Source organism: Thermalbibacter longus, from assembly GCF_023806485.1.
GTDB classification, from domain to species: Bacteria; Chloroflexota; Chloroflexia; order Thermomicrobiales; family Thermomicrobiaceae; genus Thermalbibacter; species Thermalbibacter longus.
In genome coordinates this window covers 1-235 of sequence record NZ_JAMSLR010000071.1, presented here as the reverse complement: position 1 = coordinate 235, position 235 = coordinate 1, and the positions used below count along the sequence as shown (strand labels likewise).

1 pseudogene is annotated in these 235 nt (G+C 71.9%); it reads left to right on the top strand.

Features of this window, described 5'->3' with window-relative positions:
- Positions 1-235, top strand: a pseudogene (locus NET02_RS16490) (collagenase-like protease); the annotation flags it as partial.

The following is a 235-nucleotide window of genomic DNA, read 5'->3' as shown; positions in this document are numbered from 1 at the left end:
GGCGACGGCCTTTGTTACTTCGACGCGCGCCAGCAGCTGGTCGGCCTGCAGACCAACCGCGTCGAGCGGCTCGGGCCGGGGGCGGATGGCGGGGTGCGCTGGCGCGTCGAGCCCAAAGACGCGATCGCCACGCTGCGCGACCTGAAGCGCGGCACGCGCGTGCACCGCAACCGCAGCATGGCCTGGGAGCGCTTGCTGCAGAAGAAAAGCGCCGAGCGCCGCATCGACCTGCACC